This is a genomic window from Arthrobacter sp. ASL1 (assembly GCF_056680475.1).
Window position 1 is genome coordinate 1594131 of record NZ_CM155284.1, and the last position, 26753, is coordinate 1620883.

The 26753-nt window shown below is 68.1% G+C and carries 21 protein-coding genes; 12 read left to right on the plus strand and 9 right to left on the minus strand.

The genetic code is table 11. The features are described 5' to 3' along the window. Positions 1–4 precede the first annotated feature (4 nt). Both AC1MEQ_RS07530 and AC1MEQ_RS07535 read left to right on the plus strand, forming a co-directional pair. Positions 5–1165: an SLC13 family permease gene (locus AC1MEQ_RS07530; protein WP_479795375.1), complete on the plus strand. Its 1161-nt coding sequence runs from the start codon at positions 5–7 to the stop codon at positions 1163–1165. Positions 1166–1198: 33 nt separating this feature from the next. Beyond that, entirely contained in the window at positions 1199–2680 is a 1482-nt protein-coding gene (locus AC1MEQ_RS07535; RefSeq protein ID WP_479795377.1) for a SulP family inorganic anion transporter, read from the plus strand. A 221-nt stretch (positions 2681–2901) separates the two neighbouring features. Here the strand turns inward: AC1MEQ_RS07535 and AC1MEQ_RS07540 are convergent, their stop codons facing one another. The 3 genes from AC1MEQ_RS07540 to AC1MEQ_RS07550 all read right to left on the minus strand — a co-directional run bounded on the left by AC1MEQ_RS07540 (position 2902) and on the right by AC1MEQ_RS07550 (position 6282). Further along, entirely contained in the window at positions 2902–4515 is a 1614-nt protein-coding gene (locus AC1MEQ_RS07540; RefSeq protein ID WP_479795379.1) for an MFS transporter, read from the minus strand. 83 nt (positions 4516–4598) lie between these two features. Beyond that, the gene (locus tag AC1MEQ_RS07545; protein ID WP_479795381.1) at positions 4599–5774 is read right to left on the minus strand and encodes a glycoside hydrolase family 3 N-terminal domain-containing protein; all 1176 of its coding nucleotides are present in this window, start codon (positions 5772–5774) and stop codon (positions 4599–4601) included. A 100-nt stretch (positions 5775–5874) separates the two neighbouring features. Continuing rightward, complete coding sequence (locus AC1MEQ_RS07550) at positions 5875–6282, minus strand: acyl-CoA thioesterase (protein WP_479795383.1); 408 nt, start codon at positions 6280–6282, stop codon at positions 5875–5877. A gap of 148 nt (positions 6283–6430) precedes the next feature. Between AC1MEQ_RS07550 and AC1MEQ_RS07555 the strand changes: the two genes are divergently transcribed. Both AC1MEQ_RS07555 and AC1MEQ_RS07560 read left to right on the plus strand, forming a co-directional pair. Further along, positions 6431–7654, plus strand: a complete 1224-nt coding sequence (locus AC1MEQ_RS07555; RefSeq protein WP_479795385.1) for an amidohydrolase — start codon at positions 6431–6433, stop codon at positions 7652–7654. A 42-nt stretch (positions 7655–7696) separates the two neighbouring features. Then, positions 7697–8314 (plus strand): trimeric intracellular cation channel family protein, encoded by a 618-nt coding sequence (locus AC1MEQ_RS07560; protein WP_479796088.1) that lies wholly within the window; start codon positions 7697–7699, stop codon positions 8312–8314. A 6-nt stretch (positions 8315–8320) separates the two neighbouring features. On the opposite strand, the gene AC1MEQ_RS07565 is transcribed toward AC1MEQ_RS07560, so the two are convergent. After that, a complete protein-coding gene (locus AC1MEQ_RS07565; RefSeq protein ID WP_479795387.1) occupies positions 8321–9076 on the minus strand; it encodes a hypothetical protein in 756 nt (251 codons plus the stop codon). Between the two features lie 453 nt (positions 9077–9529). On the opposite strand from AC1MEQ_RS07565, the gene AC1MEQ_RS07570 reads away from it, so the two are divergent. After that, entirely contained in the window at positions 9530–9811 is a 282-nt protein-coding gene (locus tag AC1MEQ_RS07570; protein ID WP_479795389.1) for a YrhK family protein, read from the plus strand. 83 nt (positions 9812–9894) lie between these two features. Here the strand turns inward: AC1MEQ_RS07570 and AC1MEQ_RS07575 are convergent, their stop codons facing one another. The 3 genes from AC1MEQ_RS07575 to AC1MEQ_RS07585 form a co-directional block, all read right to left on the minus strand. Then, positions 9895–11466, minus strand: a complete 1572-nt coding sequence (locus tag AC1MEQ_RS07575) for a GMC family oxidoreductase (RefSeq protein ID WP_479795391.1) — start codon at positions 11464–11466, stop codon at positions 9895–9897. 7 nt (positions 11467–11473) lie between these two features. Further along, positions 11474–12904, minus strand: coding sequence for an aldehyde dehydrogenase family protein (locus AC1MEQ_RS07580; protein ID WP_479795393.1), 1431 nt, complete (start codon positions 12902–12904; stop codon positions 11474–11476). 193 nt (positions 12905–13097) lie between these two features. Next, positions 13098–13928 carry a formate/nitrite transporter family protein gene (locus AC1MEQ_RS07585; protein WP_479795395.1) on the minus strand — a complete coding sequence of 277 codons (831 nt, stop codon included), beginning with the start codon at positions 13926–13928 and terminating at the stop codon, positions 13098–13100. A gap of 247 nt (positions 13929–14175) precedes the next feature. On the opposite strand from AC1MEQ_RS07585, the gene AC1MEQ_RS07590 reads away from it, so the two are divergent. Next, the gene (locus AC1MEQ_RS07590; protein WP_479795397.1) at positions 14176–15933 is read left to right on the plus strand and encodes an alkaline phosphatase D family protein; all 1758 of its coding nucleotides are present in this window, start codon (positions 14176–14178) and stop codon (positions 15931–15933) included. A gap of 13 nt (positions 15934–15946) precedes the next feature. Here AC1MEQ_RS07590 and AC1MEQ_RS07595 read toward each other — a convergent pair whose 3' ends face one another. Then, on the minus strand, positions 15947–17176 hold the full coding sequence (locus AC1MEQ_RS07595) for a benzoate/H(+) symporter BenE family transporter (protein ID WP_479795399.1): 1230 nt from the start codon (positions 17174–17176) through the stop codon (positions 15947–15949). 309 nt (positions 17177–17485) lie between these two features. Here AC1MEQ_RS07595 and benA point away from each other — a divergent pair, with 309 nt between their 5' ends. From benA to AC1MEQ_RS07625, 6 genes are all read left to right on the plus strand, one after another. Beyond that, on the plus strand, positions 17486–18895 hold the full coding sequence (gene benA, locus AC1MEQ_RS07600; RefSeq protein WP_479795400.1) for a benzoate 1,2-dioxygenase large subunit: 1410 nt from the start codon (positions 17486–17488) through the stop codon (positions 18893–18895). A 26-nt stretch (positions 18896–18921) separates the two neighbouring features. Further along, complete coding sequence (gene benB / locus AC1MEQ_RS07605) at positions 18922–19458, plus strand: benzoate 1,2-dioxygenase small subunit (protein WP_479795402.1); 537 nt, start codon at positions 18922–18924, stop codon at positions 19456–19458. A 22-nt stretch (positions 19459–19480) separates the two neighbouring features. Continuing rightward, on the plus strand, positions 19481–21070 hold the full coding sequence (gene benC / locus AC1MEQ_RS07610; protein ID WP_479795404.1) for a benzoate 1,2-dioxygenase electron transfer component BenC: 1590 nt from the start codon (positions 19481–19483) through the stop codon (positions 21068–21070). After that, positions 21067–21861, plus strand: a complete 795-nt coding sequence (gene benD, locus AC1MEQ_RS07615) for a benzoate diol dehydrogenase BenD (protein ID WP_479795406.1) — start codon at positions 21067–21069, stop codon at positions 21859–21861. Before benC ends, benD begins: the two co-directional genes overlap by 4 nt. 120 nt (positions 21862–21981) lie before the next feature. Further along, positions 21982–23355, plus strand: coding sequence for an MFS transporter (locus AC1MEQ_RS07620; RefSeq protein WP_479795407.1), 1374 nt, complete (start codon positions 21982–21984; stop codon positions 23353–23355). A 66-nt stretch (positions 23356–23421) separates the two neighbouring features. Beyond that, complete coding sequence (locus AC1MEQ_RS07625) at positions 23422–26193, plus strand: helix-turn-helix transcriptional regulator (RefSeq protein WP_479795409.1); 2772 nt, start codon at positions 23422–23424, stop codon at positions 26191–26193. Here AC1MEQ_RS07625 and AC1MEQ_RS07630 read toward each other — a convergent pair. After that, positions 26119–26733, minus strand: a complete 615-nt coding sequence (locus AC1MEQ_RS07630; RefSeq protein ID WP_479795411.1) for an SRPBCC domain-containing protein — start codon at positions 26731–26733, stop codon at positions 26119–26121. The two genes, AC1MEQ_RS07625 and AC1MEQ_RS07630, sit on opposite strands and share 75 nt — an antisense overlap. Between the last annotated feature and the right edge of the window lie 20 nt (positions 26734–26753).

A 26753-nucleotide genomic window follows, 5' to 3' on the forward strand; every position in this document is an offset into this window, starting at 1 on the left:
TCCCATGCCCCTCGCGGTGATCGGAACCGTCCTGCTGTTGCTCGGTGCCCTCGCCGTGGGTTGCGGCGTCCTGCCCCTCGGCGACGTGGTGGTCCTCGCCGACCGCGTGGTTCCGGTGCTGGGCTTCGCCGCCGCCATTACCGTGGTCTCCGAGCTGCTCACCGCGGCGGGGCTGTTCGACTGGATTGCCGCACGCATCCAGCGCTGGGGTCGTGGGCGGGCGTGGCTGCTCTGGCTGCTGGTGTGCGCCCTGGCCGTGGCCGTCACCGCCTTCCTGTCGCTGGATACGACGGCGGTGCTGCTGACCCCGGTCGTCGTGGTGCTGGCCCGTTCCACCGGCTTGCCGCCCCTGCCCTTTGCCTTGTCGACCGTCTGGCTGGCGAACACCGCAAGCTTGTTCCTGCCGATCTCGAACCTGACCAACCTGTTGGCGGCGCACCGGCTGGACGTCTCCTCCCCGGCGGCCTTCGCCGCGCACATGGCGATCCCGGCGGCGATGGCGGTCCTGGTCCCCGTGCTCGTGCTCGCCGTCGTCTTCCGCCGGGACCTGGGACGGCGCACCACGGGTGAGGTCGGCCCCGGCGTCCCCGCGCCCGGGGCCGACCGGACGTTGTTGGCCGCCTCCGGGCTGGTCCTTGCCGTCATGCTGCCGGCGTTGGTCTCCGGGATCGCGGTATGGGTCCCGGCGACCGCGGCGGCAGTGCTGCTGGTGGCGCTGTTCGCCGTGCGACGGCCGCGGGAACTGACGCCGCGGCTGGTCCCCTGGCCGCTGTTGCTCTTTGCCTCCGGGCTGTTCCTGGCCATGGCCGCCGCCCAGCGGCTGGGGTTGCAGGTACTGGCCGATGCCCTGCTCGGCTCCGGCGACGGGTCCGCGGACCTGCTCCGCGTCGCCGGTGTCGGGGCGCTCGGGGCGAACGTGCTGAACAACCTGCCGGCCTACCTGCTGCTGGAACCGGCCGCCGGATCGGGGACGCGCCTGCTGGCGCTGCTCATCGGCGTGAACGCCGGCGCACTCATCACCCCGTGGGCATCGCTGGCGACCCTGCTCTGGCACGACCGGTTGGCGCGCATGGGCGTCCGGGTCGCGTGGGGAGGATATGTGCTGCTGGGTCTGCTCGTGGTCCCGCTGGCCGTGGGCGCCGCGGTGCTGGCCTTGACCCGGTAGCCGTTGCGGCCGCACCCAGTAAAGTTGTCCCTTGTGTCAGCCGTTCCCGCCCCCGCCACCCTGCGCAGCGTCCTGCGCTCCCCGCGCGCCCTGAGCACCGAGGTCCTCGCCGGGATCGTCACGACGCTCGCGCTCATCCCCGAGGTCATCTCCTTCTCCGTCATCGCCGGCGTCGACCCGCAGGTGTCCCTGCTGGCCTCGGTGGTGCTGGCGGTCTCCATGTCTTTCCTGGGCGGACGCCCCGCGATGATCACCGCCGCGGCCGGGTCGGTGGCCCTGGTGGTGGGCCCGCTGGTGAAGACGCACGGTGTCGAGTACCTGATGCCCACGATCGTCCTCGCCGGCCTGGTCCAGGTCGCGTTCGGGGTGTTCGGCCTGGCGCGGTTGATGCGTTTCGTCCCGCGTTCGGTCATGCTCGGCTTCGTCAATGGCCTGGGCATCCTGATCTTCATGGCGCAGGTCCCGCATGTACTGGACCTGCCGCCGCTCGGTTACGCGGTCTTCGCCGTCGTCCTGCTCATCGTGGTTCTGCTCCCCCGCTTCACGACGGTGGTCCCCGCCCCGTTGGTGGCGATCGCGCTGGCGACCGCCGCCGTCGTCGTCTTCAACTGGACCATTCCCGACGTCGCCGGCGAAGGCACCATCGGCGGTCCGCTGCCCGGGCTGACCGCCCTGGGCGTTCCGGTAAACATGGAAACGCTGCAGCTGATCTGGCCCACCGCGCTCTCGGTGGCGTTCGTCGGTCTGCTCGAGACCCTGCTGACGGCCAAGGTCACCGACGACCTGACCGAGACCCATTCGAACAAGGGCCGCGAGTCGTGGGGCCTGGGCGTGGCCAACATGCTCGCCGCCGGGTGGGGTGGCATCGGCGGCTGCGCGATGATCGGGCAGACCGTGGTCAACGTGAAGCTCGGCCGGGCCCGCACCCGCATCTCCACGCTGGTCGCCGGGTTGTTCCTGCTGCTGCTGATGACCTCACTGAGCGATGTGATGGCCCGCATCCCCATGGTCGCGCTGGCGGCGGTGATGATGGTCGTGGCCGTGCAAACCGTGAACTGGCACAGCGTCGCCCCGGGTACGCTGCGCCGCATGCCGGTCCCCGAGACCCTGGTCATGGCGGTCACCATCATCGCCGTCGTGGCCACCGGGAACCTCGCCGTGGGGGTCGGCATCGGTGTGCTGCTGGCGATGGTCCTGTTCGCCCGCCGGGTGGCCCGGGTGCTGGTCGTGAGCCGGAGCCTGCACGACGACGGCGCCTCCGTGGGCTACGCGGTGGCCGGTCCGCTGTTCTTCGGCAGCAGCAACGACCTGGTCGAGCAGTTCGACTACGCGGAGGACCCGCAGCACGTGGTCATCGACCTGTCAGCCGCCCAGTTGTGGGACGCCTCGACCATTGCCGCCCTGGATTCGGTCCGTGACAAGTACGCCAAACACGGCGCAGAGGTCACGGTGACCGGGCTGGATGAGCGCAGTTCGGCGCTGGACCGCCGGCTCTCGGGGTTCCTGAAGGACTGAGCGCCGCCCCCGGACGCGCTCGCGGTGCGGTGCGGTGGGGTGCGGTGCGGTGGGGTGCGGGCACGAGAACGCGTCGAAAGTCCGAGGCCGGGCCGAAAAGCCCGGCGTGTCCCGACTTTCGACCCGTTCTCGCCGAAGCCAACGGCGAAAGACGGACGACGTCCAGTCCCCGCGGGATGCCAGGCGCCCGTCTGCGACCGGGTCGTTCGAGGCTCGGCAGGTCAGTCAGATCGCCGGGATGTCGCCGCACCGTCCGGCTCCGCATTGGGGGACCGGGCCTGGAGCCGCAGAGTGGTCAGCAGCCCCAGCAGCAGGACTCCTGCGGCGATCCATGCCGCGAGAGAGACGCCACTGGTCAGTGCCGATCGGGCGGCATCGGCAATGGCTGCCGTTTGCGGGTGAGCGGCCAACGCGGCAATGGTCCCACCTGAACTGCTGGTCACCGCGTCGACTAGACCCTGCAGCCGTGGGTCCCCGGCCACGAGTGCCTCCACGTGGCTTTGCGTGCCACGGGTCAAGGTCGTGAATAGCGCGGTGCCCAGGATCGCGATGCCCAGTGCCGAACCGACTTGGCGGGCGGTGGATTGGGTGGAAGCCGCCTGTCCCGAGCGTTCGACCGGGACGTCGGCCAGCACCACCTGCGTCAACTGCGCCGTTGCGAAGCCGACCCCCATTCCGTAGACGAACAACAGAATCGAGGTGAGCCAAGTTGAGCTGTCCGGCCGGATGAGCAGCGCCAGCAGGCCCACGCCAAGGATCTCCAGGACCAACCCGAGTTGGACCAGTCGGACCGCCGACAGCCGACGGGAAAGTGCCTGGAGGCTTCCCGACGCGACGAACGATCCCGCAGCCAGCGGCACCAGGGCCAACCCGGCGTGCAGGGCATCGAGCCCCAACACGTTCTGGAACCAGATGGGCAGGGAGAGGATCAACCCGAATTCGCCCAGGCTCACGGTGAGCGCGGTGACGTTGCCCCGGGCAAATGAGGGGATGGTGAACAAGCTGATATCCAGCAGAACGCTCCGTCCTCTCCGGGTGCGCTCTCGTTGGGTCCAGATGAAGACGACCATGGCCACGACCGCGACCACGAAGGACGGCGGAACCGGTGAGAAGCCGAAAAGGGCCAAGGGGGCATCATCGGTCGCCATCCACCAGCCGTAGTGCCGCCCCTCGATCAGGGCAAAGACGAGCGCACCGAACGCCAGGACGGAGAGCACCGCGCCGAGATAGTCGTCGAGCCGGGAGGTGTCGGATTCACGGGACTCCGCGACGAATGCCACCGTCCCGGCGGCGGCCAGCAGCCCCAGCGGCACGTTGATCAGGAAGGCCCAGTGCCAGCTGAAGCTCGAGGTGAGCCACCCGCCGACGATGGGTCCGACCGCGGCCATGCCTCCAATCGTCGAACCCCAAACGGCGAACGCTATGGTGCGGTCCTTGCCACGGAAGTTCGCGTTGAGCAGGGACAACGTCGTCGGCAGCATCATCGACCCGCCGACGCCCTGGAGGGCGCGGGCTGCGATGAGCCATCCGCCCGCATCCGACAGGGCGCAGAGGACGGAACTGAGAAGGAAGACCAGTGTGCCGACGACGAGGATCCGGCGCCGCCCCACCCGGTCCGCAACCCGCCCCCACACCAGGAGCAGGGCGGCGAAGACCAGCGTGTAAATCTCCTGGATCCATTGGACCTGGGTGGTGCTCAACGTCAGGTCGTCGATGATGGAGGGAACGGCCACCGAGACGATGGTGCCATCCATGATGATCAGCGCCACGGAGAGGCTGATCGCGCCGAGACCGAACCAGCGCAAGCTCGTATATCTGCTGTTATTTACTTCCACGGTGGAAAGACTAATTTATCGTAGTATCTAAGTCCATGGTTTCGGAAGGCCCTCGAAGAGGGCGGCCTTTCCCGTGGCCCGCCCTAATTCCCGGCCTGCGTGTCGAGCACTTCCAGCGCCGCCGCGTTGATGATGGCCCGGAACGCCGGGCTGCGCTTCGCTTCGGCGAGCAGCGCCCAGTACATCGTGGGGAGGGCGGCCGGGTTGACGCACAACAGCATCGTTCCGCCGGCCTTGAAGAACGTTTTGGCCCGCGTGGCATAGCTCCAGGGGGAAAGCTGCTTGGCGTTGCACAGGTCATCGGAGATGACGATGCCCTTGAACGCCAGGTCGTGGCGCAGCATCGTCTTCATGATGACCGGGGAGAACGTGCCGATATGGTGCGGATCGATCCGGGTGTAGTAGGCGTTGGAGACCATGATCCAGCGGGTCCCGTTGTTCGCCGCGCGGGCGAACGGCCGCCGGTACGCGGTGTAGCGGGTGGTGATGGTGTCCGCGACGTTCACGGAGGTGTCGGTGTTCCTGGTGACCCGTCCCAGCCCGGGGAAGTGCTTGACCACCGGGGCCACGCCTCCGGCCTTCATCCCCCGGGTGAACGCATCCACGTCCGCGGCCACGTGCTCGGAGGTGTACCCGTATTCGCGGTGCCAATAACCGATCGGCGCGTTGTGCGGGGCGAACGCCGCGCTGGGCACGGTGTCCCCCACCGGGGCCAGGTTCACGTTCACCCCTGCGGAGCGCAGCTGGCGTGCCCATTTCGTCGCCTGGGACTGCAGATAGGCCGTCGACCAGGTGCCCTGGTGCAGGGCGGTGGGCATGTCGGTGAAACCGGGGCCGTTGAGTACCTGGACGTATCCGCCCTCCTGATCCGTGGCGACGAACCGGGGCAGCCCGCCGGTGGAAAGCGGGGAGACGGTGGCGTTGATCCTGGCGACCACCGCGTGGGCGGCCGCCGTTCCGCCGTAGCTGCGTCCGGAGAGGAAGACGTTGCCCACGTGGAAGCGCGTCAGGGTGTTCATCGTGGTGGCGTTGGCTCCGGTGGCCGGAACGCCCATCATCAGGACCTTGCCGATCCGCTGGTACAGGGTCAGCCCGGCCAGTTGTTGGGCGGGCGTCAGGTGTGACGCCGCGATGGCCGCCGGCAGGACAGGGCGCGCCGGGCCGGCCGGACCCGCCGGGGAGAATCCGGCCACCAGTGCAAGAGCCAAGACGCCGGATGCCGCCGCGCGGCCGATCCGCAGGGGAACGATATGGACCATGGCACGCCGCATCGCGGCCTCATTTCCGGGAGGAACTGCCGCAATTCTAGTCCCGTTCGGCCCGGATGCACCCGGTCGTGGGGTGGTGGATCTGCGGGGCTCAGGCCGAGTCGTCCTCGAGGAGGTTGTGCTGCAGGGCCCGACGTTCGTCGTCGTTCAGCGCCCGGGCCCCGGAGCGGTCCTCGCCCAGCGGGACGATCACCGTGGTGCCGACGAAGACCGTGGTGCCGCGTTGGATGCCGGTGTGGCGCAGGGTGAACGACTTGGTCCCGATGCGTTCCACGCCCAGGCTGATCGTCATCTCCGGGATGTATTCGGCCTGCGCCAGGTAGTCCACCTTCAGGGAGGCGACGACGACGCCGGACAACAGGGACCCGAACCCCGCCCCGGCCCGGGTCCACCGCACGCGGGCCTCCTCCATGAGCGTGACGATGCGGGCATGGTTCAGGTGGCCGTTGGCGTCCTGGTCGGACCAGCGCAGGGCAATGGTGAAGTCGAGGGAACTCATGATCGGATCCTATCGGCGTCGCCGGCCGACACACCGGCCCGATGCCGGGGCCGGGCCGTTGTTACGATGAACACGCCGCCACCCCGCGGGGCGGGTGGTGCCCGGGGCACAGTGTCCGGGACCGGTGTCGAAACCCTAGGAGTCGAACATGTCAGCTGCGGACCTTCTCACCGACAACCACCGCCAGTACCTCCACGGGATCTACCAGCAGTTCCACGAGCATCCGGAGCTCTCCATGCAGGAACACCGCACCGCCGAGGCCATCGAGGGGGAACTGCAGGCGTTCGGCATTGATCCCGTCCGCTGCGGCGGCACGGGAGTCGTCGGGGTGCTGCGCAACGGCGACGGCCCCACGGTTGCCTTCCGTGCCGACATCGACGCCCTGCCGATCCGCGAGGACACCGGCCTGCCCTACGCCAGCACCGCCAGCGGCACCCTCGCCGACGGCACCGACGTCCCGGTCATGCACGGGTGCGGGCACGATTCACACGCCGCGTCCTTGTTGACGGCGGCCCGCATCCTCGCCGCATCCACGGATTCATGGTCCGGCACCATCGTGTTCATCTTCCAGCCCGGCGAGGAAACCGCCGCCGGCGCGCAGGCGATGGTCGAGGACGGGCTGTGGGACAAGGCCCCGAAACCCGACGTCGTGTTCGGCCAGCACGTGATGCCCGGCCTGGCCGGAACCGTGTCCTATGTGCACGGGCACCCCATGACGCAGGCCGATTCGTGGAAGGTCACCCTGCATGGGCGCCAGTCCCACGGCTCGCAGCCGCAGGACTCGATCGACCCGATCGTGCTCGGTGCCGCGACGATCACCCGGATCCAGACCATCGTCTCCCGGGAGGTCGACCCGCGCCGCCCCGCCGTCGTCACCATCGGCACCTTCCGCGGCGGGCTGAAGGAGAACATCATCCCGGACACCGCCGAGTTCACGCTCAACGTGCGCACCTTCGACGAGGACGTCCGGGACCAGATCCTCTCCGCCCTGCGCCGGATCATTTCCGCCGAGGCGGCCGCCTCCAACGCCCCGGAGCCGGACATCGAGGTCCTGACCGTCTACCCGCCGAACCACAACGACCCCGCCGCGACGGACGCCCTGGCCGACGCGCTGCTCGCCGAGCTCGGCGACGACGCGGTCATCGAGGGTGAACCGGCCATGGCGTCCGAGGACTTCGGCGCCCTGTCGGCGGCGATCGACGTCCCGTCCGTCTTCTGGTTCTTCGGCGCCTACACCGCCGAGACCATGGCGGCCGGGAATTTCCCGGTCAACCACTCCCCCCGGTTCGCCCCCATCATGGAACCGACCCTGGAGACGGGAACCCGGGCCGCGTTGGCCGCGATCCTCTCCCGTGTCGGCACGGCGGCCTGAGCCAATGCACGCCGGAAAGGGGCACCGCCGCCCGTGAACTTCATGCTCCTGCTGGACCTGCTCGGGGTCTTCTTCTTCGCCGTTTCCGGTTCTCTGCTGGCGGCCCGCCGCGATTTCGACGTCGTCGGTTCGGCCATGCTGGCCTCGCTCGTCGGCCTCGGCGGAGGCGTCATCCGCGATCTGGTGATCGACCAGGGCGTGCCGAACGCCTTCCAGATGCCCATCTACCTGGTCCCGCCGGCATTGGCGGTCCTGGCGGTGTACTTCCACTTGTTCGGGATCCGGAGGCTGCGGCGCACGTTGATGATCTTCGACGCCGGCGGGCTGGCACTCTTCTGTGTCACCGGAACGCTGACGGCGCTGGAATCCGGAATGGGCGCGGTGACCGCGGCGCTGCTGGGCCTGACGACGGCGGTCGGCGGCGGGATCATGCGTGATGTGGTTTCCAACGAGATCCCGCAGGTCTTCAACCCGCGCGGCGTCTATGCGATACCGGCCATGGTCGGAGCGGCCCTGACTTCGGCGCTGTGGAGCATCGGCTGGCTGAACCCGGTCACCGGAACGGCGGTGGCCGGGCTGGTGCTCGGAGCCCGGCTGTTGTCGCTGCGCTTCGGTTGGCGGGTGCCGTTGGCCTCCGGGATCGGCAAGTCCCTCCCCTAGTTCCCCCTACTCGAGCGCCCGGTCGATCCTGCGGTGGTAACGCATCCCGGCCAGGCCGCCCAGGATGGCCCCCACCAACGGGATGAGCAGGGCGATCACCAGGGCGATGATCCCGCCCGTGGTGAGCACCCCTTCATTCAGGGGCACCCGGGGCAGGACGTTCAGGCTGCCCAGGACGTTGAACTGGCTTCCGGCGATGGCACCGATCACGGCCAGGATCAAGGCGATGACGATCGCCCACAACCAGACGGCCACACCCTGGCGGATCCCGTTGAATCGCGCCATGCGGCCGGCTACGTAGCCGCCACAGTAGTAGGCCACCAGCAGGATGATGCCCAGGACGATGGCGCTGACCACGCCGATGCCGGCCACGTCCTTCGAAGCCTGGTTCACCAGGTCCTCGGCCGAGGATCCGTTCGCGAGGCCGATGCCCGCCCCGGCAGCGGCCAGCAGAGCCGTGAGCAGCACGCTCATCCCCATGGCGGTCAGCCAGCCGAAGAAGGCCGAGCCGATCTTCACCCCACCGAAGCGGCGGCGTTCCTCGGCGTGGACTTCTGTCGCCGCACGGCCGCCGTCCGGTTCGACGCGGGCGCGGTGTTCCGGCCCGGTCCCCTCGACGTAGGTGCCGGGGTTCTGGTGCCCAGGCTCCCGGCGATCCGCGGCGGCCGGACGTTCAGTGGCGCTGATGCGTTCCGTGGGCTGGCCCTGCGTGGGCTGGCGTTCATGGGCTTGCGTACGCGGCGTCGGTTCGTCGGTGCTCATCGTTTCACTCCCCTTGTCTAGTTCTCCCATTGTCGGGCCACCAGCCCGCCGGGACAATGATTCGGGTCCGGCGACGGCTGCGAGCCGATAGGGTCGCGGTCGCTGCGGCCTGGTGGACGTCCCCGCAGCGTGCGCTCGGGCCCGCTTCACGTATGGCATGCCCGCGCTCGTCGTTCCGACCGTCGCCGCGTCGAAGGACGACAGTGGCAGCCCGCCAATGAAGCTGCGTTGCCTGTCTGCTCAAGCTGCTTTCAACCGGGGAATCGCTTCTCCAGCCGACAACGAATTGCGTCGGGAGGTCCTGGTCTCGCTAGGATCCTCGCCGCAGATGGGCGGTATGGGCTGCGCATGAACAGCAAGACTTGTACCGGCATCCGCGGCGCGCAAGACTGGTGGGTGGGGTGCCAGCGCACCCAATCTCTGAGAACCAATGCAGACCCAAGGAGTTGTTGCATGCTCTTCAAGCACAATCGTCGGGACAACAGCCCCGCCCACCAACACCTCTACGCGGCGTTCGAGATTGCCTATACTGTCGTTGACTTCACCGCCGCCGCGCTCTTCATCGTTGGCAGTATTTTCTTCTTCTCCGAGTCCCTGATGATCCCCGGGACATGGTGCTTTCTGGTGGGCTCCCTGTGCTTCGCGCTGAAGCCAACGCTGCGGTTGATCCGGGAAGTGCGGTTGGCTCGGCTCGACGACCTCCAGCAGCTGGCCGACCGGGCCCACGGCGGCTGACACGGGGTGTGCATGAGACACTCCCCGGTCCGCCGGATGGGGCGGATCGGGGCCGGGCTCGTCGATCGGACGGCTTCTGCCGGTCAGCTGGTGCCGGCGCCGACGGGGGTGGCGGCGTGGACTGATCCAGGCTGCGGCCCGAGGATGATGTCGGCGGCGCGCTCGCCGATCATCACCGACGGGGCGTTGGTGTTGCCGGTGGGAACCTGCGGCATGATCGACGCGTCGGCGATCCGCACGCCCTCGAGCCCGCGGACCTTGAGCGTCCGCGGATCCACGACGGCGCCGTCGTCCGAGCCCATCCGGCAGGTGCCGACTTGGTGGTGGTACGTCACCACCGAATCGCGCACGTACCGCTCCAGCTCGTCCCCGGTGACGCCCGCTCCCGGGTAGACCTCGGTGGCACCCCAGGCGGCCAGTGCCGGCGAGCGGCCGATGGCCCGGCAGTGCTCGACCGAGGCGACGAGGGCGTCGACGTCGGCCTGCTCGGAGAGGGCGCGCAGATCGATGCTGATCGGGTCCGTGGCGTCCGGGCCGGTCAGGCGGATCTCGCCGCGGCTTTGCGGCCGGACCAGTCCCCCGAGCATCGAGAACCCTCCGTCGGCGCCGGTCATGCCACCGCCCGCATAGTCCTGCGAGTACATCGGTACCGAGAAGAAGATCGGTTGGGTGTCCGGTACGGCCAGATCTGGTCGGGACTTGGCGAACAGGTGGACCTCCGCCGGTGCCACGGTCGGTGCCTCGAGCGGCTCGTCGGTGGAGAAGATGACCGGCGACAGCAGGTGGTCCTGCAGGTTCTTGCCCACCCCGGGCAGGTCATGGACCACGGCCACACCGACCTCGGCGAGCTCGGCGGCGGGGCCGATGCCCGATCGCAGCAGCAGTTCCGGCGAGTTGATGGCCCCGGCAGCCAGGATGGTCTCCGTGGCGCGGATGACCCGGGTGCCGCCGTCGTGCTCCATCTCCACCCCCGCCACCCGGCCGTCCTCGACGAGAAGCCTGCGTACGTGGGCGCCGATGAGCAGGGTGAGGTCCGGGTGGTCGGCAACCGGCTTGAGGTAGGCGTGCCAGGTGTTGAAGCGGCCGCCGTCGCGCACGTTCAGCTGCATCCGCGAGACGCCTTCGGGGTCCCCCGAGTTGTAGTCCTCGTTGAGTTCGAACCCGGTTTCGACGGCGCCGGCGAGCATGGCGTCCTGGATCGGGTGGTGCTCGTAGCCGGTGGTGACATCGAGCAGACCACCGGCGCCGCGCGTGTCCGAGGCACCGCCGTCGTAGTCCTCGATCCTCTTGAAGACCGGCAGCACGTCCTCCCAGGACCAGCCGGGGCAGCCGAGGTAGGCCCACGTGTCGTAGTCCTGGCGGGCGCCGCGGACCCAGATGGTGGCGTTCAGGGCGTGGGATCCGCCCATGACCTTGCCCCGTGGCAGGTGCAGGCTGCGCCCCGAGGCGCCTTCCTGCGGGACCGTGTAGTAGTCCCAGTCCTGCTCGCTGTGCCAGAGGGCGCCGAGCGTACAGACGTTGGCGATGTCGGGGTTGGTGTCCTGGCCGCCGGCCTCGAGCACGGCGACGCGGTGTCCGGCGTCGAGCAGGCGGCGGGCGATGACGTTGCCGGCCGATCCGGCACCGACCACGAGGTAGTCGAATTCGGTGTCCATGGTGCTCCTAACCCGCGATGACCTGTGGGGCGCCCAGCGCCTTGAGTCCGGCGATGCCGAACTCCAGGCCGTAGCCGGACTGCTTGGCCCCGCCGAACGGGATGCGCGGGTCCACGGCGCCGTGCTTGTTGATCCACACGGTGCCCGCCTCGATGCGGGCGGCGACCTCGCGGGCACGGGCCGGGTCGGAGGACCAGACGGAGGCGCCGAGGCCGACGTCGAGCCCGTTGGCCATGGCGATCGCGTCCGCCAGGTCGGTGTAGCGGATGATCGGCAAAGCCGGGCCGAACTGCTCCTGGGCGACCAGGGGGTTGTCGTTGTCGATGTCTGCGATGAGGGTCGTCGGGTAGAAGTATCCGGGGGCGTCGGCGTCCGGATTGCCACCGGTGAGCACGCGGGCACCGGAGGCCTTGGCCGCGTCGACGAGCCGCGCGACGATGTCGTACTGGGCCTGGTTCTGCAGTGGGCCGAGCACGTTGTTCTCGTCGAGCCCGTTGCCCATCGGCATCTTGGCGGCCAGGTCCACGAGGGCGTCGCAGACCTGGTCGTAGATCGCATCCGGGACGTAGAGACGCTTGAGCGCGGCGCAGGTCTGCCCGGTGTTGATGAAGGCACCCCAGAACAGGTCCTCCGCGATGGCCTGCGGGTCGACGTCGTCCAGGACGATGCCGGCGTCGTTGCCGCCGAGTTCCAGGGTCAGCCGCTTCACCGTGTCGGCGGATGAGCGGATGATCGCCTTGCCGGTGGCGGTGGACCCGGTGAACATGATCTTGTCGATTCCCGGGTGGGCGGACAGGGCCTCTCCGACGTCGCGGCCACCGGAGACGACGTGCAGCAGGTCGGCCGGCAGGACGTCGTTGAGCACCGCACCCAGGGCCAGGACGGACAGCGGGGTGTATTCGCTGGGCTTGAGGACGATGGTGTTGCCCATGCGCAGCGAGGGGGCGATCTGCCAGATGGAGATCATCATCGGCCAGTTCCACGGGCCGATGGCCCCGACCACGCCCAACGGGCGGTAGTGGATGGCGGCGTGGGATTCGCCGTCGTCGACCACGACGTCGGGTTCCAGCTCGAAGGCGGCGGTGGCGCGCAGCCAGGCCGAGCAGGCGCCGACCTCGAAGCGGGCGTTGGGTCCGTTCAGCGGCTTGCCCTGCTCGCGGGAGAGCAGTTCGGCCAGCGGTTCGGCGTTGGCCTCCACTGCGTCGGCCGCCCGGTTGAGGTGGTCGCTGCGTTCGGCGTGGGACAGGGCACCCCACCCCGGCTGGGCGGCGCGGGCGGCGGAGACGGCGGCGTCGAGGTCGGCGGTGGTGTGCACGGGGGCACGGCCGACCTCCTCCCCGGTGGCCGGGTCGTTGATCGGTCGTGATTCGCCCTGCGGGGCGATCCGGGCCAGGAGGTCCTGGTAGGTGGCTGCTGCGGTGGCCGGTTGCGTGGACATGCCTGCTCCTTGGGCTGGGGTGCCGCCGCGGTCGCGGCGCGTGGTGGCTTGGAACCCATTGTGCCGTGGGTCACCACGGCGTGGCTTGACGATCCCCGCACGTGACTTGTTCTGCAGTGCCGGGGTTCATGCACGTCTCATGCCGCGACCCGCCGCCATGCCGCCACGCCCGGCCGATCAGGCGCCTCGACGGCTACCGCCGCGTTTCGGCATCCTCGGACGTCGATTGTCGGCGCTCGGCGATGAGCTCCTTGTTGCGCAGCAATCGCAGGGCGGTGACCAGAAGGAGGCCTCCGAGCATGTTGAAGGCCAGCGTGTAGCCGAACCACCCGAGCCAGTCGAGGTAACTCACCGGCGCCCCGGCGTGGATGGCACCGAAGATGATCAGCGAATCCAGGATGGAGTGGAAGAGCTGCAGTCCGGCGAGCAGGAAGCCGCCGGCCATGGCCGCAATGATCTTGGCGACCGTCGACTCAGTGCCTTGCTGCATCCGCGTCATCAGGGTGATGGTGCTCCCGCCCAGGATCGCCAGGCAGACCGACTGCCAGGTGAATCCTGCGTCCACGAAATGCAGGGCGGCTGTCTCCAGGTCGGGCGCGAACTGGGGGAACGCCACGGCCACTAGCCACATGAACGCCCATCCGCCGACCAGGTTCATCACGAGCGTGCCGCCCCACAGCTTGGCCAGATGCGCGAAGTTGGCCTCCTTCGCGGCCACGGCGGTGATCGGCACCAGGAACCCCTCCGTGAACAACTCGCTCTTGGCCAGCAACAGGGCCACGAACCCGATGCCGAAGGCCAAGCCGGCCAGCAGGTGGCTGCCCGTCTCGTGCAGTACCGCCAAATAGGCCATGACCCCGGCGCCGACCTCAAGGCCGCCGAACGTTCCCGTGACCAGGACTGTCGTCCAGGACCGAGCCAGGCGTGCCGCCCCGTCGGCGACGATGCGGTCGAACGATTCGGCGATCTCGTCCTCCACCGGGGCGTCCTTGTCCCCCAACCGACGGCGCCGTTCATCACTCATTGATCTCTCCGAGGGTGGATGCGGCGGAGCACGGCTGCCGCCATGATCCGGTTCGGCCACGGTGAAGACCCTGGCCAAACCCATGATAGGGGCACCCAGACGGCCCGCGCGAGGCCGCCGCCGACCAAACTGTTCGCCGCTACCGGATTGCTCCTAGAATGGAAGCGTGCAGGACCAGAGGATTCCGGCAGGCCCCGCCTTAGGACGCCAAGGCCCCCGACACGACGCACTTCCAGGAGGACCAGCCATGGCACCAGAAGCCTCCCCTTCCCCCACCCTGCTGTTGGGCCCGCTGCTCCGACATGTGACGGAGACCAGCGCGTCCATCTGGGTCGAGACCAGCCACGCGGGAACCGTCGGCGTCGAGACGACGGCCGGCACCTGGACGGCCCGGACCTTCGGCGTCCATGGACACCACTACGCCCTGGTCACGCTCGATGGCCTCACCGCCGGTGCCGAGCTGCCGTACCGCGTCACCGTCGACGAGCACCCGCTGTGGCCCGAATCCACCGACTATCCGCCCTCGGTCATCCGCACTCCCGGCGCGGGCATTCCGCTGCGCCTGGCCTTCGGGTCGTGCCGGACGAGTGTCCCGCACGACGCCGCCGGCAACCGCAAGCACGGCGTGGACGCCCTACGCGCCTACGCGGTGCACATGTCCGAGACCCAGGCTCCGCAATGGCCTGGCCTGGCGGTGCTGCTCGGGGACCAGGTGTATGCCGACGTCACCAGCCAGGCCATGCAGGAGTTCATCCGCAGCCGCCGCGACATCGACGAACCGCCAGGGGCCGAGCTGCGGGACTTCGAGGAATACGCCCACCTCTATGCCCTGGCCTGGTCGGATCCGGCGATCCGGTGGCTGTTCTCCACGCTGCCGACGGCCATGATCTTCGATGACCATGACATCCGCGACGATTGGAACGCCTCCCTCGCCTGGCGCCGGGAGATGGAGGAAACCTCCTGGTGGCATGGTCGGATCGTCGCCGGGCTCGGCAGCTACTGGGTCTACCAGCACCTGGGCAACCTCTCGCCGTCGGAGCGGGCGCGCGATCCACTCTGGATGCGCATCGCGGAACACGCCGGACCCGGTGAAATCGACGTCAGCGACGACATCGACGACTTCGCCGCCCTCGCCGACCGGCGCCCGGACACCTACCGCTGGAGCTACTGCCGGGATTTCGACGACGTGCGCCTGCTGGTGGTGGATTCACGTGCGGCTCGCCAGCTCGAACCCGGAGCGCGGTCCCTGCTCGACGACGACGAAATGGACTGGCTCGAGCAGCGGCTCCACGGCGGATTCCGGCATCTGCTGATTGGCACGTCGCTGCCGTTCCTGCTTCCCAACGGGCTGCACCACGTGGAGTCGTGGGACGAGGCGATCTCCGATGGCGCGTGGGGGCGCACCTGGGCCCGGATCGGCGAAACGGTCCGCCAGGCAGTCGATCTGGAGCACTGGGCCGCGTTCCAGCGCAGCTTCCGGCACGTCGCCCGTTTGGTGGCGGAAACCGCCGACGGGAAACGTGGCGCCGCACCGGAGACCGTCACCTTCCTCTCCGGGGACGTGCACTTCTCCTACGTCTCCGAGGTCAAGCGCGACGCCGGCAGCCGGATCATCCAGGCCGTCTGCTCACCCATGCGCAATCCAATGCCACCTGTGCTGCGTGTCTTCGTCTCATCCATGGCCTACGGCCCCGCGCGGCTCTTTGGATCCCTGCTGGCGCGAGCCGCCGGTGTCCGGCCTCCACCCTTCGACTGGTCCGGGATCCGGGGCCCGTGGTTCGACAACAACCTCGCGAACCTCGAGGTTGCCGACCAGGGGCTGCGCATCAGCTGGTCCCGGGGCGTCGTGGAGCACGACGACGGCGGGAAACCGCGTCTGGAGATGGTTGCGGAGGTGACCGTGGGTCCCCGGAGCACGGACGGACCACGCGCTGGCCAAACCGCCATGAGCCGTCTCGGTCGCCGGTTTGACTCGCTGCGGCGGATCCTGCCGAGGCGGCGCTGAGGCTGGCCCGCTCCTAGCGGCGGCGCGCGTGGGTCGGGCGCAGGACCAGGTAGGCAACGGCCCCGCCGATGAAACCCCAGAACGGGGCGACGATCCCCCATGGCGCCACCCCGGATGCGGTGATGGCCAACGTGATCAGGGCGGCCTCGACGGCTGCGGGGTTCTCCCGCGCCCCGGCCATCGCGTCGGAGAAGGAGACCTGCAGGGCGCCGATCAGGGCCACACCGGCCATGGCGGTGATCAATTCATCCGGTACGGCGGCCAGCAGGGCGACCACCGTTCCGCTGATCATGCCGAACGCCAGGTAGAAGATGCCGCAGGAGATCCCGGCAACGTAGCGGCGGGTGGGGTCCTCGTGGGCCTCACGGCCGGTGCAGATGCCAGCGGTGATGGCGGCGAGGTTGATGGAGTGGGCGCCGAACGGTGCGAAGGCGATGGAGGCGGCGGCCGACCCACCCAGCAACAGCCGATCGTTGGCGGCGTACCCGTTGGCGTGCATCATCGCCAGACCCGGGCCGTTCTGCCCGGCCATGGTGACGATGAGCAGCGGAATGGAAATGCCCATGATGGCCGACAGGCTGAACGTCGGGGTCGTCCACAACGGCCCCGAGAGCTCCAGTCCCATCCGGGGGGCCGTGCCCTGCCCGGAGGCCAGGACCAGCAGCACCCCGGCACAGAGGGCCAGCAAGACAGCGTACTTGGGGATGAACCGGCGGCCCAGCAGGTAGGCGATGACCACGCCGCCGGCCACGAGCGGTGCAGCGACGACCGCACCGGCCACCTTGAGCACGAACGGCAGCAGGACCCCGGCCAGCACGGCCGCGAGGATCGGGGCGGGCACGCTGGCCAACAACTTGCCGAACCACCCGGTCACGCCCAGAACGAGGGCCAGCAGCCCGGCGACCATGAACGCGCCCACGGCGTCGGAATAGGTGTAGTTGCCCAACGCGGCCAGTAGCAGGGCGGCGCCCGGCACGGACCAGGCGACGACGACGGGCTGGCGGGTGAACAGGCTCAGTAGCACGCAGACCACCCCGCTTCCCACGGAGATCGCCCAAACCCAGGAGGATGTCTGCTCGGCGGTCAGTCCGGCATTCCGTGCGGCATTGAGGACGACCAGCAGGGGTCCCGCGTAGGAGACGGCCACGGCGATCAGGCCGGCCACGATGGCCGAGACGGATACATCGGCCCAGCGGGGCCGGTTCGGATATTTGCGGCGGGTGGCAGTACTGGACGACGTCATCAGCATCCGGCCTTCCAAATTAGTGGGGCGAGGGGTGCGGGAGATCCGCGATCGGTCGCTGCGAGGGTTAAAAGGGGCGGCCCGGGGGCATGCGCCACGGCAGCCTACGCTACGGTCCGCCGGGCGTCATGGACAAGTATCCATTTTGCGCTGATTCACACTTGTCGGCTCTCAATACCCCCCTAGGCCAACCCTAGGCAGACACCTAGTGTGACGGGCCACACACGCTGGCAGCATGTATGGATGACGTGAACCGACCGAATGGTCGGCCCGGGGCTGCCAAGCCCATCCGGAGCATAGGAGAACACGATGACAGAAACCCTCGAGCAGGTCAGCCGGCGCCTCCAGGACGCCGTTGTCGAAGTCCCGGAGGAGGGCATCCACCGGACCAAGCGCGAGATCTTCACCGACGAGGAGATCTTCGAACTCGAGATGAAGCACATCTTCGAGGGGAACTGGGTCTACCTGGCCCACGAATCGCAGATCCCCGAGGTCGGCGACTACTTCACGACCTACATCGGCCGCTCGCCCGTGGTCATCTCTCGCGGCAAGGACGGCGAGCTCAACTGCCTCATCAACGCGTGCAGCCACCGCGGTGCCATGCTGTGCCGCAAGAAGACGGACAACCGCAAGAACTTCACCTGCCCGTTCCACGGCTGGACCTTCCGCAATGACGGCAAGCTGCTCAAGGTCAAGGACTCGCGCACCGGCGGCTACCCGGAGCAGTTCAACAAGGAAGGCTCCCACGACCTGACCAAGGTCGCCCGTTTCGAGAGCTACCGCGGCTTCCTCTTCGGCTCGCTCAATGCCGACGTCAAGCCACTCGAGGAGCACCTCGGCGACGCCACCAAGATCATCGACATGACCGTCGACCAGTCCCCCGAGGGCCTCGAGGTGCTGCGTGGTTCGTCCACCTACACCTATGACGGCAACTGGAAGGTGCAGGCCGAAAACGGCGCCGATGGCTACCACGTCTCGGCCACCCACTGGAATTACGCGGCCACCACGGCCCGGCGTACCAGCGGCGAGTCCGCCAACGAGACCAAGGCCATGGACGCCGGAACTTGGGGCAAACAGGGCGGCGGCTACTACTCCTTCGACCACGGCCACCTGCTGCTGTGGATGTGGTGGGGCAACCCGCAGGACCGCCCGAACTACGGTCAGCTCGATCAGTGGAAGGAAGAGTTCGGCGAGAAGAAGGCCGAGTTCATGGTCGGCGCCTCGCGCAACCTGTGCCTGTACCCGAACGTGTATCTGATGGACCAGTTCTCCTCGCAGATCCGCCACTTCCGGCCGATCGCCGTGGACAAGACCGAGGTCACCATCTACTGCATCGCCCCCAAGGGCGAGTCCGATGCTTCCCGTGCCAACCGCATCCGCCAGTACGAGGACTTCTTCAACGCCTCGGGCATGGCCACCCCGGATGACCTGGAGGAATTCCGGTCCTGCCAGAAGACCTACATGGCCAAGAAGGCCCCCTGGAACGACATGAGCCGCGGCGTGGAACACCAGATTGCTGGCCCGGACGAGACGGCCCAGGGCATCGGCATCAACCCGATCTCCAGTGGCGCGATGACCGAAGACGAGGGGCTCTACCCCATCCAGCACAACTACTGGGCGCAGGAAATGCGCGCAGCGGTTGCCGCCGAGGAGCGCGAAGCAGCGCAGCGGCCCGCCGGCCAGGCCGCCGCGGAGCCCTCCACCGGCTGCGGACACTAGAGCGAGACGACGAAAGGACCACGAGCATGACCACCACAGATACATCCGCAGCTGCCCTCAGCGACGAGCAACACATCACCGAACTCCACCGCATCAGCCAGTTCCTCTACCGCGAGGCCCGCTTCCTGGACGACCGCGAATTCGAACAGTGGGTGGATTGCTACCACCCGGACGCCGAATTCTGGATGCCGGCCTGGGACGACAACGGGACGCTCACCGAGAACCCGCAGCGCGAGATCTCGCTGATCTACTACGCCAACCGTGGCGGCCTCGAGGACCGGGTGTTCCGCATCCGGACGGACCGTTCCTCGGCGACCAGCCTCCCCGAGCCGCGCACCGGCCACAACATCTCCAACGTGGAGATCGTTGAGCACCGTGGGGACCAGGTGGACGTCCGCTTCAACTGGTTCACCCTCTACTTCCGCTACGACAACGTGGACACCTACTTCGGCACATCGTTCTACACGATCGACCTGTCCGGCCCGCAGCCGCAGATCCTGAAGAAGAAGGTCGTCCTGAAAAACGACTACATCCACCACGTCGTGGACATCTACCACATCTGATCCACCTGAAAAGAGCGATTTCATGACTTACCAGGTTGCCCTGAGCTTCGAAGACGGGATCACCCGCTTCATCAAGTGCGGGCCGAACGAAACCGTCGCCGACGCCTCCTACAAGGCACGCATCAACATTCCGCTGGATTGCCGAGATGGCGCGTGTGGCACATGCAAGTCCTTCTGTGAATCCGGGAAGTACGACGGCGGTGACTACATCGAGGATGCCCTCACCGATGAGGAAGCAGAGGCCGGATACGCGCTGCCGTGCCAGATGGTCCCGCAGTCGGACCTCGTCCTGCAGATCCCCACGACCTCGGACGTCGCCAAGACCGCCGCCGGCGTCTTCGACGCGACGCTCCAGCGGATCCGCCGCCTCTCCGACACCACCTACGGGTTCGACGTCGCCATCGAGAACCGCGATGCCCTGGCCTTCCTGCCCGGACAGTACGTCAACGTCTCGGTCCCGGGAACCGACCAGGAACGTTCCTACTCCTTCAGTTCCGGCCCCACCGCCGACACGCTGTCGTTCCTGATCCGCATCACCGACAAGGGCGTCATGTCCTCCTACCTGCGCGACACCGCGAAGGAAGGCGACCAGCTCAAGCTGACCGGCCCGATGGGCAGCTTCTTCATGCGCGAGATCAAGCGTCCCGCACTGCTGTTGGCTGGCGGCACCGGGCTGGCCCCCCTGCTCTCGATGCTGGAGAAGATGTCCGCCGAGACGACGGCCCACCCCGTGCACCTCATCTACGGCGTCACCTCCGACCTGGACCTCGTCGAGGTCGATGTCCTGGAGGACTACGCCTCAAAGATCGACGGATTCACCTTCGATGTGGTCGTCGGCGATCCGGAGAGTGCGGCCGAGAAGAAGGGCTACGTCACCAACCACTTCCAGCCGGCACACCTGAACGACGGCGATGTGGACATCTACCTCTGCGGCCCACCTCCCATGGTGGAGGGTGTCCGCAAGCACCTCACGGCGGAGGGCATCAACCCGGTGAACTTCTATTACGAGAAGTTCGCGCTGGCGGTCCCCGCCGCTGCCGCCGCCGAGAAGGAAGCCGTGCCGGAGACTCCGGCTACTGAAACCGAGGCACCGGCTGCCGAGGCTGCTGCCGAGACGGCCGCACCGCAGGCCGCCGAATACGAGATCGGCGAGGAACACGCAACCGTCGAGGCCGAATTCGACGCCCGCATGGCGTTGGAGCTCGGCGCGATGGAATTGATGATGAACCGGCTCACCGACGGCCAGCTCGCCGAGTACCGGATCCTGGCCGAATTGGCCGGCACGTCGTTGGGCGACGAGCGCTTCGTCGACGCACAGGGATTCACCGCGTCGAATGCAGCCTTCCACGACTTCCTGTTCGCCAGTACCGGCAACCAGTTCCTGCGCGAGGCGTACTCCCGCTTGGGCGTCAAGGGAATGATGGACCAGGTGCTGAAAAACGGCAATTGGGTCGATGGTGCCGTTGCCGACGACCACCTGGAACTAGTGGACGCATTCGAGCGTGGCGACCAGGCGGCTGCCCGCAAGTGCATCATCGCGCACAACGAGCATGCCAAGGCCACCATGCGTGCTGCCATGGCAAACTCCTCCAGCCACGGCGTGAGCGCATGAGCTCGTTCCACCCGGGCCGCTTCGAGGGCAAAGTCGTCGTGGTCACCGGCGCCGCCCAGGGAATCGGCAGCGCCGTCGCCGGCAGGATCTCCGCCGAAGGTGGTTCGGTCGTCCTCGTCGACCGCGCCGAGCTGGTCCACGAAACCGCGGAAGAGCTGCGCTCCGCCGGGGGGCGGGCCACCAGCGTGACGGCGGATCTGGAGTCGTTCTCCGGGGCCGAGGCGGCCATTGCCGCTGCAGTGGAGGAGTTCGGGCGCGTCGACGTGCTGGTGAACAACGTCGGTGGTGCGATCAACTTCAAGCCATTCACCGAGTTCACGGACACCCAGATCCGCGCGGAGATCAATCGTTCGCTGATGACGACCCTGTATGCCTGCCGGGCCGTGCTGCCCCAGCTGGTCCAGCAGGGTTCGGGTGTCATCGTGAACGTCTCCAGCGCCGCCACCCGTGGCATCCACCGCATCCCCTATAGCGCGGCGAAGGGTGCAGTCAATGCACTCACCGCCTCGCTCGCGATGGAGTATGCCGGCCACGGGATCCGAGTGGTCGCCACCGCCCCCGGCGGCACCGAGGCGCCGCCCCGCAAGATCTCGCGCGGAACCCCGGTACCCCAGGACAAGGAAGAGCGGGCCTGGCACCAGGCCCACATCGACCAGACCATCGACTCGTCGCTGCTCAAGCGCTACGGCACCTTGGACGAGCAGGCCGCCCCGATTGCCTTCCTTGCCTCCGACGAGGCATCGAACATCACGGGCAGCGTCCTGCCCGTCGCCGGCGGTGACCTGGGCTAGAACGTTTCACCAGTAGTACCCTCGCGGCCTACCCCCGCGCGGCTTTTGCCACCCCCAGAAACACGTGTTTCCGGGGGTGGCTGGGCATCCAACGCCCCTTGATGACAATGGAGTCACCACATGAGCACCTCGGAATTAGCTGTTTCCTCGCGCCAGAAGAAGACCGTCCGATGGGTCGTCGCCATCGCGGCAACCGCCCTCATCTTCGACGGGTACGACCTCGTCGTCTACGGCACGGTCCTCTCCACCTTGTTGGAGGACCCCAGCCAGATCGGCGCACTGGACCCCGCACAGGCAGGAGCCTTGGGCAGCTACGCCCTCATGGGGGTGATGGCCGGGGCACTGGGCACCGGAGCGGTCGGTGACTATCTGGGCCGTCGTCGGATCATGATCTGCGGCATCATCTGGTTCTCCGTCGGCATGGCCCTGACGTCCATGGCGACCAGCGTTCTGGCCTTCGGCATCCTGCGCTTTCTCACCGGGATCGGCGTCGGCGCACTCGTTGCAACCGCCGGCGCGATCGTTGCCGAATTCGCCCCGGCAGGCAAGCGGAACTTCTACAACGCCATCGTCTACTCGGGAGTCCCCGCGGGCGGCGTGGCCGCATCCCTGTTGGCCATCGTGCTCGGTGACGCCATCGGCTGGCGCGGCTTGTTCCTCATCGGCGCGCTGCCGCTGCTCTTCCTGCTGCCCATGGCCCTTCTGCGCCTGCCCGAGTCGCCGCAATGGCTGCTCGCCCGCGGGCGACGTGCCGAGGCCCAGTCCCTGGCTGCAAAAATCGGGATCGTCCTTCCGATCCCCACCGAGACGGGCTCCGTGGAGCAGGTGCGCGAGAAGGTCGGCTTCGGCGCCTTGGCCACGCGCCGCTATGCACTCCCCACCGCCCTGCTCGGCCTGATGAGCTTCTCGGGCTTGTTGCTGACCTATGGCCTCAACACGTGGTTGCCGCAGATCATGCGCACCTTCGGATACGGGCCCGCCTATTCGCTCAGCTTCCTGCTGGTGCTCAACGCGGGTGCCATCGCCGGCGGCGTGATCGCCTCCATCTCAGCAGACCGGGTGGGCGCCAAGCGCGTGGTGTCCACGACGTTCTTCCTGGCCGCCGCCGCCATGATCCTGCTGACCCTGCACATGCCCTTGGGCATCCTGATGGCACTCATGGCACTCGCCGGGGTCGGCACCATCGGTACGCAGGTGCTCATCTATGGGATGGTCTCGAACTACTACGCCAGCAACGCGCGCGGAGCGGGAGTCGCATGGTGCGCCGGGTTCGGTCGACTCGGCGGCATCTTTGGCCCGCTGGTCGGCGGGTTCCTCATGGCTGCCGGCGTCCAGGACGGCATGGCGTTCTATGTCTTCGCTGGTGTCGCCGCGTGCGGGGCCCTCGTGACGTTCTTCGTCCCCCGACGCCCCTCCCAGCACGAACCGGTATCGGCACAGGCCACCACACCAGACGCCGCCGGAATGGGGCGGCCCACCACACGTACCAGATAGGCGCCAGCGACCCGTTGCGGGTCGCGCCCGTGGGGAGACGCGCAGCACACAGTATGCTGGCACGCTATGGACCACCACGATCTCGACGGGGCTGCCGCTCCGGGCCACGGGCTCATCGCCCTCGGCCCGGAGTTGGCGGCCCTGTCCGGCCTGCTGGCCGAGGCCGCAGACGGCTCGCCACAGCTGGCGGTCGTTTCCGGGCCCGAGGGGTGCGGCGCTACGGCCCTGGTCGAGACCTTCCTTGCCGGACAACCTCGACACCATTTCCTGAGCGCCCACGGCACCGCGTGGCAGGTGGAGGAGCCGGGCGGATTGCTGGCCCAGCTCGACGCCGAAGCCGGCCGACTGGCAGCGGAAGGCCACGCCCTCGAGGCAGTTCGGCGCATCCTGGGCAAGCTCCGTGAACGGGGAAACCGCACCGCCTCCGTTCTTTGGGTCGACTCCCTCCATTGGGCTGATCGGGCCAGCCTCGATGCCCTCACGAGCCTGGCCCACAACCTCCACGGCGAAAAACTGCTCATCATCCTCGCCTTGCATCCCGCAGAGCAGCATCGACTGCCCTCCGCCACACGAGACGTGCTCGAAAGCCTCGATTCCACCCGCTTGATGCTGGGGCCCCTGGATGGTTCGGCGGTGCGCGAGCTGGCCCTGCACCGGGCCGGCGTGCCGTTGACGGCCCCCATGGCCCACCAGCTCGCCGAACACACAGCCGGCAATGCGCGCCATATCCTGGATCTCCTGCGGGAGGTACCCGCCAGGGCGTGGAGCCAATGGCGGGGCCCGCTGCCCGCCCCACAGACGCTGGTGGACGCCACGGTGGCGCAGCTGGACTCCGTGGGGCATCCGGCACGGTCCCTGGTGGAGGCGGCAGCCGTTCTGGGGCACTCCAGCGCCCTGGTGCATGCCACCCGGCTGGCCGGCATCGATGACCCCCTGCCCGCCCTCGATGCGGCGCAGGTCCATGGACTGCTGGACGTGATCGGGAATGGCGGGGACGTGGCCGTCGCGTTCCCCAGCACCGTGGCCCAATCGGCCGTCTACTACTCCATGGCCTTGTCCCGCAGGATCGGGCTCCACCGTGCGGCCGCCGACCTCCTTCCGGACCCGGGCATGGCCCTGGCACACCGGGCAGCGGCGGCCCTGCTGCCTGAAGCCGGATTGGCCGGGGAACTCGAGGCGTACGCGACGAGCCAGGCGGAAACCGGCGCGTGGTCGAAGGCAGCCGACGCGCTGCTCTCGGCCGCCCATCTGCACCCCGTCGATTCCGCCAGCCACGCCCTGCAACTCGAGGCCATCGATGCCCTGGTGGCCGCCGGCGAACTGCCCCGCGCGCTCACCTATGCCGACGAGATCGGCAACGACGACACCGGCCCGACCCGGGACGCCGTCTCGGGATACGTGTCCATCCTGCAAGGCCGCCAGGCCGACGCCGGAACGCAGTTGGAGCGTGCCTGGCGGCGGGTCAACGCCCGCCACGAACCCGCCCTGGCCGGGACCATCGCCCTGCGCCGGGTGCTGGATGCGCTGGTACGGTTCGACGGGGTCGACCTGGTCAATTGGGCCGAACAAGCCACCTCGCTGGCCGAGGAGGGCAGCCCCGCTTACATCGAGGCCGAAGCCATCCGCGGGCTCGGGCTGGGAGCAACCGGCAGGATGTCCGAGGCCACCGAATGCTACGCATCGCTTCTCAAGCGCGAGGACCTGGGAGCCCAGCGTCAGCGAGTGTCCATGTCCATGGGGTGGCTGGATGCGGCCACGGACCGCCTCAGTGCCGCACGGGTCGAACTGGCCGCGGCCGTATGCACCGATTTCAGTTCCGGCTCCTACCGCATTTCCCTCTGGGCCCGCGCATGGTTGGCACAGACCCACTTCCATTCAGGCGACTGGGATGCCGCCCTGCGCACCGTGGACGAGGCCGTCGTACTGCAGGAGCGCACCGGAATGGAAACCATCCGCCCTCTGCTCCATGGGATTGCCACCCGCATCCACGCCTTGCGTGGCAACTGGGAGCTCGTCGCAGGCCATCTGAACGACGGCCGGGCGAACACGGAGAACTACCCGATCATGGTCCTGCCCTACCGCACGGCATTGGCCTACGCTGCGGAAGCCAAGACCGATTACGACGGTGTACTTCGTGCCTTGGAACCGCTGTTGGGCATGCCACATGGTCGCGGGATCGACGAGCCCGGGTTCTGGCCCTGGCAGGACGTCTACGCCAATGCACTCGTCATGAAGGACCGTGTGGAGGAGGCCGACGTGTTCCTGCGCCCGTTCGAGGCCGCGGCGGCCAACCGCGACAGGAAATCGGAGATCGCCCGGCTCTCCTACGTCCGCGGTCGGATCCTCGGCGCCCAGGGACGGATCGACGCCGCCACCGAGGCATTCGAGACGGGGCTGGACAGCCTGTCGTCGCTGAACATGCCCTACGAACGCGCCCGGGTGTATTTCGCCTACGGACAGACCCTGCGCCGGGCGGGCAAACGACGCGAAGCGGCCTCGATGCTCTCTGCGGCGCGGGAGGAATTCGATGCCCTGGGATCGGACACCTACGTGAAGCGTTGCGAACGTGAATTGCAGGCGTGCGGTTCGGCTATGTCCCGCACGGACCACGAGGGCCTCCCCTCGCTGACGGCCCAGGAACAGGCGGTCGCGCAGCTGGTGGCGGCCGGCAACACCAACAAGCAGGCCTCGGAGGAGCTCTTCGTCAGCATCAAGACCGTGCAGTACCACCTGACCCGGATCTACGCGAAGCTCGGTGTCGGTTCACGCACCGAACTTGCTGCCCGCTACCGCGAAGACGGCGACGAGGCCTCCACCGCCGTCAAGCCCCGGCCATAGCGCACAGCGACCCGCACCGTACCACCCCGGGCCACTGGCCAACGGGAGCCCGCGTCCGCCGTCGTGCATTCCGGCGAGCACCTGGTCCAACCCGTCGAATCCGTCGGCCAACACCCTTTCCATACCGCCGGAGGCCATGGCGTTGCGTGCGTCCTGGGTGCGGTAGGCGTTGTGTCCGGACAAGCGGCTGCGCCCCTGTCCCAGGTCGGTGAAGACCACCGATTCGAGGCCGACCATCTCCAGAACGCCGTCGAATTCCCTGGTCTTGATCATCAGTTCGTACTCGACGACCGCGTGGAAGATGCCGTTGGTGTCGTGCCCGCGGCCCTGTTCGTCCACCTGCTGGTCGGCGTATCCCCCACCGGGTTGGACATCGAAGCGCGTCATCCGGATGCCGGCCACCTCTGGTCCAGCCCACCCTGCCAGGAGCTCCGGGTCGGCATGGGGGCGGAAGAGGGAACCGACGGGCGCGGCGACGTCGCGTTGGTAGGCGATGGTCGGCTGCGCCTCGGGGACCGACGACTGGAAAGCGGTGTTCATGGCGACTCCAGGCGGCAGCG

Coding starts and splice junctions, on each gene's coding strand:
- AC1MEQ_RS07530 (WP_479795375.1), top strand. CDS start 5: ATGCCCCTCGCGGTGATCGGAACCGTCCTGCTGTTGCTCGGTGCCCTC.
- AC1MEQ_RS07545 (WP_479795381.1), bottom strand. CDS start 5,774: ATGGTCCATATCGTTCCCCTGCGGATCGGCCGCGCGGCGGCATCCGGC.
- AC1MEQ_RS07550 (WP_479795383.1), bottom strand. CDS start 6,282: ATGAGTTCCCTCGACTTCACCATTGCCCTGCGCTGGTCCGACCAGGAC.
- AC1MEQ_RS07555 (WP_479795385.1), top strand. CDS start 6,431: ATGTCAGCTGCGGACCTTCTCACCGACAACCACCGCCAGTACCTCCAC.
- AC1MEQ_RS07560 (WP_479796088.1), top strand. CDS start 7,697: ATGCTCCTGCTGGACCTGCTCGGGGTCTTCTTCTTCGCCGTTTCCGGT.
- AC1MEQ_RS07565 (WP_479795387.1), bottom strand. CDS start 9,076: ATGAGCACCGACGAACCGACGCCGCGTACGCAAGCCCATGAACGCCAG.
- AC1MEQ_RS07570 (WP_479795389.1), top strand. CDS start 9,530: ATGCTCTTCAAGCACAATCGTCGGGACAACAGCCCCGCCCACCAACAC.
- AC1MEQ_RS07575 (WP_479795391.1), bottom strand. CDS start 11,466: ATGGACACCGAATTCGACTACCTCGTGGTCGGTGCCGGATCGGCCGGC.
- AC1MEQ_RS07580 (WP_479795393.1), bottom strand. CDS start 12,904: ATGTCCACGCAACCGGCCACCGCAGCAGCCACCTACCAGGACCTCCTG.
- AC1MEQ_RS07585 (WP_479795395.1), bottom strand. CDS start 13,928: ATGAGTGATGAACGGCGCCGTCGGTTGGGGGACAAGGACGCCCCGGTG.
- AC1MEQ_RS07590 (WP_479795397.1), top strand. CDS start 14,176: ATGGCACCAGAAGCCTCCCCTTCCCCCACCCTGCTGTTGGGCCCGCTG.
- AC1MEQ_RS07595 (WP_479795399.1), bottom strand. CDS start 17,176: ATGACGTCGTCCAGTACTGCCACCCGCCGCAAATATCCGAACCGGCCC.
- benA (WP_479795400.1), top strand. CDS start 17,486: ATGACAGAAACCCTCGAGCAGGTCAGCCGGCGCCTCCAGGACGCCGTT.
- benB (WP_479795402.1), top strand. CDS start 18,922: ATGACCACCACAGATACATCCGCAGCTGCCCTCAGCGACGAGCAACAC.
- benC (WP_479795404.1), top strand. CDS start 19,481: ATGACTTACCAGGTTGCCCTGAGCTTCGAAGACGGGATCACCCGCTTC.
- benD (WP_479795406.1), top strand. CDS start 21,067: ATGAGCTCGTTCCACCCGGGCCGCTTCGAGGGCAAAGTCGTCGTGGTC.
- AC1MEQ_RS07620 (WP_479795407.1), top strand. CDS start 21,982: ATGAGCACCTCGGAATTAGCTGTTTCCTCGCGCCAGAAGAAGACCGTC.
- AC1MEQ_RS07625 (WP_479795409.1), top strand. CDS start 23,422: ATGGACCACCACGATCTCGACGGGGCTGCCGCTCCGGGCCACGGGCTC.
- AC1MEQ_RS07630 (WP_479795411.1), bottom strand. CDS start 26,733: ATGAACACCGCTTTCCAGTCGTCGGTCCCCGAGGCGCAGCCGACCATC.